Source organism: Acidovorax sp. HMWF018 (assembly GCF_003061035.1).
In the GTDB taxonomy this organism is placed as follows: Bacteria; Pseudomonadota; Gammaproteobacteria; order Burkholderiales; family Burkholderiaceae_C; genus Acidovorax; species Acidovorax delafieldii.
Genome location: NZ_QAIM01000329.1, coordinates 1 through 6,480 on the forward strand (window position 1 = coordinate 1; position 6,480 = coordinate 6,480).

Genomic DNA, 6,480 nt, shown 5'->3' on the forward strand with positions numbered 1-6,480 from the left:
CTGGTTCAGCGAGGTGAGCCCGCGCCCGCACGACACGGGCCTGGTCACGCTGTGCACCCAGCACCAGAGCGAGTTCGAGCTGCACGCCCGCGCCATCCTGGGCCTGCCCGTGGACACCAGCCTGCGCAATCCCGGCGCCAGCGCCGTGATCTATGGCGGCGTGGAAGCCCAGGGCATCGTGTTCGACGGCGTGGAAGAAGTCCTGCGGGTGCCCGGCACCGACCTGCGCCTGTTCGGCAAGCCCGAGAGTTTTGTGAAGCGCCGTATGGGCGTGGCGCTGGCTCGGGCTGAGAATGTGGACACGGCGCGTGCGAACGCCAAGCTGGCGGCCAGCAAGGTCAGGCCCCGCGTGGCCTGATAGCCTGCGGCCGCAGTTGCGGCGGGCCGGTGCGACGACGGCGCTTCTGTGAAGGAGAACCCCTGTGAGCCTGAGTGCGCGGATCCTGTGGCTGGTGCTGGCAGCCTCTTTGTTGCCTGTGCCGGCCCTGGTGTGGCTGCTGCTGGAGTTCCGGGTGGCCACCACCGGACAGGCGCGCGACCGACTGGTGGCCCGGGCAGGCATCATTGCCAGCGACCTGGACGACAAGATCGCTGGTACCGGGCAACTCCTGTTTGGCCTTGGGCGCGTACCCCTGCTGGCGGCGGGCGACAAGGCCGCCTGCTCTGATTTCCTAGCAGATGTCCTCAAGGAACATCCTCAGTACACCGGCATCCTCACCATCCAGCCCGATGGCTCCCTGTTCTGTGATTCGCTGCGCAGTGGCCGTACCCTGGACCTCCGGGACCGCAGTTACTTTCAGCGTGCGCTGACGGCCTCCGGGCCGGTGCTGGAAGCGGTCATAGGCCGCCTGACGGGCAAAGGGGTGCTGCAGGTGGCCTACCCGGTGCGCGATGCGGGAGGCGCGTTGCGCTTCATCCTGCTGGCCTCGCTCGACATGCAGGACTACGGGCAGGCCACAGTGCATGCACAGCGCTATGAGCGTATGCATCTGCAGGTATGGAATGCCGACGGTTCGGTGGTCATGGACTTCCGCCGGCCGGAGGTGGCGCCGCTCACCCTGGGGGACGCCGAACGCACTTTCATGTTGCAAGCGGTCGAAGGGCATGCCGTGATGGAGGGGGCCGATGGCGTGCGTCGCGTCTGGGTGCGCGCCCAGTTGCCGCGCGCACAGGACTCGGATCTGCGTCTGGCCCTGGCTGTGCCCGAGGACGACCTGCGTGGCCCGGTGGAGCGCCAGTTCCGGAGCGCACTGCTGGGGGTGCTGGCACTGGCGGTCATCGTGTTCGTTGCGGCTTTTCTGCTGGTGGAATTTGCGGTGCGCCGCCATGCCATGCGCGCCATCCGCGCCATTGGCCGCATGGATGCTGGCAACTACGCCGAACCCATTGGTACACCCTATCCCCCGGGAGAGCTGGGGCAGGTGGCCCGGGCACTGGACCGGATGGCGGAGTCCCTGCTGCGCCAGCAGCAGTCCATCGCGCAACACACGGAGACGCTGGAGCGCCAGGCGCGGCGAGACCCCCTGACCGACTTGGCCAACCGCTACAGCCTCACGGAGCGGCTGGACGCGGCGTTGGACCGGGCGCGGGAGCAGGGCCACTGCGTGGCCGTTCTGGCCATGGACCTGGACCGGTTCAAAGGGGTGAATGACAGCCTGGGACATGCCCGGGGCGATGCCTTGCTCAAGGAGGTGGCGGTCCGGTTGCAGGGTTGTGTACGCCCTGGCGATGTAGTGGCCCGCCCGGGAGGGGATGAGTTTGTGGTGGTGCTCCCCGACCTGCCGGACCCGGCCGTGGTGGAGCCCATGGCGCGGCGCATTGTGCGGGCGCTGACCCTGCCTGTGGAGACCGGCACATCCAGCTGGTTGCTGGGCACCAGCCTGGGCATTGCGGTCTTTCCACAGGATGGGGACTCCGGGGATCTTCTGCTGCGCAATGCGGATGTGGCCATGTATGACGCCAAGGACCTGGGTGGGAATCGGCTGGCTTTCTTCAGCCCGCACATGACGGAGGTGTTGACGGAGCGCCTGCGGGTGGAGGCGGGCCTGCGCCATGCCATCGAGCACGACGGGCTGCGCCTGCACTACCAGCCCATCATGGATGCGCGGACGGGGCGCGTGTCGTCGGTGGAGGCGCTGGTGCGGTGGGCGGACCCGGAGCGTGGGCTGGTGTCTCCGCTGCAGTTCATCGGCATTGCGGAAGAAACGGGGCTGATCGTGCCCCTGGGCGAATGGGTGCTGAACGAGGCCTGCGCGCAGGCACGCCGGTGGCTGGATGCCGGTTGGGGGGAGATCCCGGTGGCGGTGAATCTCTCGGCGCGCCAGTTCCAGGAGCCCGAGCTGGACCAGGTGGTGGCCCGCGCCTTGCAAAGCACCGGGTGCCCACCCCGGTTGCTGCAATTGGAGATCACTGAAAGCTCGATCATGGAGCCCGTGGAGGAGGCCCTGCAGACCATGCAGCGCCTCACCGCTCTGGGCGTGCAGCTGGCCATCGACGACTTCGGCACCGGTTATTCGTCACTCAGCCAGCTCAAGCGGTTTCCGGTGCGCAAGCTCAAGATCGATCGCTCTTTCGTCAACGATCTGGGGAGCAATGACCGGGGCGAAGCACTGGTGGACGCCATCGTGGCCCTGGCGCAAAAGCTGGGCCTGCGTACGGTGGCCGAGGGCGTGGAAACCGAGCACCAAGCCCAGTGGCTGACCCGGCTGGGGTGCGACGAACTGCAGGGCTATCTGTTCTCGCAGCCTTGCGCACCGCAAGCCCTCGAAGGCTGGTGGCAGGGGCGGCTGGCAGACCGCCCTGCCGACCTCACTCCCGGATCTGCCGCCCCGTGAGCTTGAGGAACAGGTCTTCCAGATTGGCCGGCCGGTGCAGCGTGCGCAGGTGGCCGTGTGCGGCCAAGGCCTGCAGCAGTGGCTGGGCGTTCTGGGTGTAGAAAAACACGGTCTCGCCGCTGATTTCCACGCGGGCGGCCAGGGCGCGCAGCGCGGTGTCTTCGGCCATCTGGACGGCCCCCACGCCAAACACCTCCACCACATCCGGCTCCAGGTGCTGGGCGATCAGTTCGCGCGGGCGGCCTTCGGCAATCTTGCGGCCGTGGTCCAGCACCAGCAGGCGCGAGCACAGGCGCTCGGCCTCGTCCATGAAGTGGGTGGTCAGCAGGATCGACTTGCCTTGCTGCAGCAGCAGTTGCAGGCGCTCCCACATCAGGTGGCGGGCTTGCGGGTCCAGGCCGGTGGTGGGCTCGTCCAGCAGCAGCAGGCGCGGGTTGTTGACCAGGGCGCGCGCCAGCGACAGGCGCCGCTTCATGCCGCCCGACAGCTCGCCCGGCTTGGCATCGGCTTTGTGGGTGAGGGCTGCGAACTCCAGCAACTGGGGTACACGTTCGTCCATCACTGCGCCCTTCAGCCCAAAGTAGCGGCCGAAAACGCGCAGGTTTTCGGCGCAGGTGAAGTCTGGGTCGAGGGTGTCAAACTGCGTGACCACGCCCAGCTGCGCCTTGATGGCCAGCGCATCGCGTGGCATCAGCAGCGGGGCCGTGCCGGGCTGGGGCGTGAAGTGCACTTCGCCCCCGTCTGGCGACGCCAGGCCCAGGCACATGCGGATGGTGGTGGTCTTGCCCGCCCCGTTGGGGCCAATGACCCCGAGGCATTCGCCGGGAGCAATGGCGAAGGACACGTCGTCCACCACCGTGGTCTCGCCATAACGTTTGCGCAGGTGCAGGGCTTCAAAAAGTGCGGTCATGGAGGGATTGTGTGCGACGAGTGCGCCCGTGGCGTTGGGGGCGGATTTTTTGCCAGAATCTGCTGTAGGCGCTAGTGGATATTGCGCCTGATGCAATCAAAAAAGGACTGCTTGCCTCAGTCCGCCGCGACCAGCCGCCCCCGGCCCGCCGTCTTGGCTGCATAGAGGGCGCCATCGGCACGGGCCATCAGTTCCGCTAGGCCGGCTTCACCGGGCTGCAGGACGGCCATCCCGGCGCTGTAGTCCAGCGCAAAGCCCAGCTCTGCCACGCTGGCGGCATGCAGACGCCTGCGCAGTCGCCGGTCCAGGGCCAGCCCAGCGGGTGCGCTGTTGTGCAACAGCAGCACACCAAACTCCTCGCCACCCAGGCGCCCGACCAGGTCGCCGCTGCGGCAGGTGTCACCCAGCAGGCGGGCAAACAGTTGCAGGGCGCGGTCTCCGGCCTCGTGGCCGTGGGTGTCGTTGACCTGCTTGAAGTGGTCCAGGTCCAGCATCATTGCCGTCATGGGCAACTGGTGGCGTGCGGCGTGTGCCAGCAGGCTGCTGCCTTGGGTGGTGAAGCCTCGCCGGTTGAGCACGCCGGTGAGGCCATCGGTCATCGCCAGCGTGCGCAGCTTGTGTTCTGCCTCCGACCGCCACGCCACCAGCAGGGCGACGGTGCCCAGCACCAGGCTCACATTGGTGGCCACAGCAGCTGCCAGGTTGACGGGATGGGGCGTGCGAAAGCTCGGATACTGGTCGGTGAAGGCGCCCAGCATGCCCCGCGCCAGCGTGAAAGCGGCCGACGTCAGCAGGCAGCCCATCAGCAGGCTGCGCCAGCGCAGGTTGGCCTCCACCACGGGCGCCAGGGTGGCGCGCGCAACGATGCACAAAATGGTGGCCATCAAAAAGTTGGCCCAGCCCACGCGCCAGGCGTAGTGACCAAAGCCCAGGGTGTAGCCCAGCGGGGCGGCTATCACCAGCACCAGCAGCAGGCTGCGCAAGGGACGGGGGCCTAGCCATTCTTCGAGCGCCCGGTACAGCATCCACTGTGCGGCCGCGTTGCAGGCAATTGACACGGTAGAAAGGGCCTGGTCCCACAGGGTGGATGAGGCAATGATGGCCGCCCAGGCCACGGCCTGCAGCAGCATGCTGGCCTGCACATGGCGTGCCGCGCGGCTCACGTCCCGGCCCATGATCAGCGGCAGCGCGGCCGAGATCATGAACAGGTTGGCCGCCATGACCGTCATCAGCGTGAGGAAATCCAGTGGCATACGCAGCGGCCCCGGGGCCTGTGTTTACTGAAAAGCGACCTCGGCAAAGCTGCGCAGCTTGCGGCTGTGCAGGCGGTCCACGCCGCCGTTGCGCAGGATCTCGATGGCGCGCATGCCGATGCGCAGGTGCTGGTCCACCCGCTCGCGGTAGAAGTGGTTGGCCATGCCGGGCAGCTTGATCTCGCCATGCAGGGGTTTGTCACTCACACACAGCAAGGTGCCATAGGGCACGCGGAAGCGGAAGCCGTTGGCGGCGATGGTGGCGCTTTCCATGTCCAGCGCCACGGCGCGGCTCTGGCTGAAGCGGCGCTGCGGCGTGTTGTCGGGCAGCAGCTCCCAGTTGCGGTTGTCGGTGCTGGCCACGGTGCCGGTGCGCATCACGCGCTTCAGGTCTGCGCCGCTGATCTGCGTGACATCGGCCACGGCCTGTTGCAGCGCCAGCTGGATTTCGGCCAGCGCCGGGATGGGCACCCACAGCGGCAGGTCTTCGTCCAGCACATGGTCCTCGCGCACGTAGGCATGCGCCAGCACGTAGTCCCCCAGCTGCTGGCTGTTGCGCAGGCCTGCGCAGTGGCCCAGCATCATCCAGGCATGGGGGCGCAGCACGGCGATGTGGTCGGTGATGGTCTTGGCGTTGGCCGGGCCCACGCCGATGTTGACCATGGTGATGCCGCTCGCGTCCTTGCGCACCAGGTGGTAGGCGGGCATCTGCGGCAGGCGGGGTGGAGCGGCGCCCAGGTCATCGCCTGCCTCGGCGCTCAGACCCACGCGGCGCGTGACCACGTTTCCGGGTTCGATGAAGGCGATGTATTCGCTGTCGGGTTTGGCCATCTCGGCGTGGCCCAGGCGCACGAATTCGTCGATGTAGAACTGGTAATTGGTGAACAGAACAAAGTTCTGGAACCACTCGGGCGCTGTGCCTGTGTAGTGGCGCAGGCGGTGCAGCGAATAGTCCACGCGCGGCGCGGTGAACAGCGACAGCGGCTGCGCCTCGCCGGGCGCGGCCTGCCAGGTGCCGTTGGCGATGCCATCGTCCATGGCGGCCAGGTCGGGCAGGTCGAACACGTCGCGCATCAGCATGCGGCGGGCCTGGGTCAGCGTGCCCTCGATATGGTCGTGCTCCGCAAATGAGAAATGGATGGGAATCGGGTGGGTGCTGGTGCCCACTTCCAGCTCCACGTTGTGGCTGGCACGCAGCAGGCGGAACTGCTCGGCGTAGTAGTTGGCAAACAGGTCGGGCCGGGTCAGCGTCGTCTCATAGCGCCCGGGGCCTTCCACAAAGCCATAGGCCAGCTTGGTGTCGGCCCGCGCCACGGTGGTGGTGTGCACCCGCACAAACGGGTAGAACGCGCGCACGGCGCCTTCGGGCGTTTCACCCGCCACAAAACGCTGCATGGCGTCGCGCAGGTGGCCAATTTGTTGCTGGTAGATGCGCTGCACCTGGGCCAGGGCGTCGGCCGGGTCGGTGTGGCGGGTGGGGGCG

General features: G+C 67.4%; 4 protein-coding genes and 1 pseudogene. 2 read left to right on the forward strand and 3 right to left on the reverse strand.

Translation table 11 applies throughout. The features are described from left to right. Positions 1 to 358, forward strand: a pseudogene (locus DBR23_RS12385) (phosphoribosylglycinamide formyltransferase 2); the annotation flags it as partial. 64 nt (positions 359 to 422) lie between these two features. Next, entirely contained in the window at positions 423 to 2,834 is a 2,412-nt protein-coding gene (locus DBR23_RS12390; protein WP_108498445.1) for a bifunctional diguanylate cyclase/phosphodiesterase, read from the forward strand. On the opposite strand, the gene DBR23_RS12395 is transcribed toward DBR23_RS12390, so the two are convergent. The 3 genes from DBR23_RS12395 to DBR23_RS12405 form a co-directional block, all read right to left on the reverse strand. Next, positions 2,809 to 3,744 carry an ATP-binding cassette domain-containing protein gene (locus tag DBR23_RS12395; protein WP_108498446.1) on the reverse strand — a complete coding sequence of 312 codons (936 nt, stop codon included), beginning with the start codon at positions 3,742 to 3,744 and terminating at the stop codon, positions 2,809 to 2,811. The genes DBR23_RS12390 and DBR23_RS12395 overlap by 26 nt on opposite strands. A 116-nt stretch (positions 3,745 to 3,860) precedes the next feature. Then, complete coding sequence (locus DBR23_RS12400; protein ID WP_108498447.1) at positions 3,861 to 4,997, reverse strand: GGDEF domain-containing protein; 1,137 nt, start codon at positions 4,995 to 4,997, stop codon at positions 3,861 to 3,863. Positions 4,998 to 5,021: 24 nt separating this feature from the next. After that, on the reverse strand, positions 5,022 to 6,480 hold a 1,459-nt coding region (locus tag DBR23_RS12405), incomplete at its 5' end, for an AMP nucleosidase (RefSeq protein WP_233250425.1).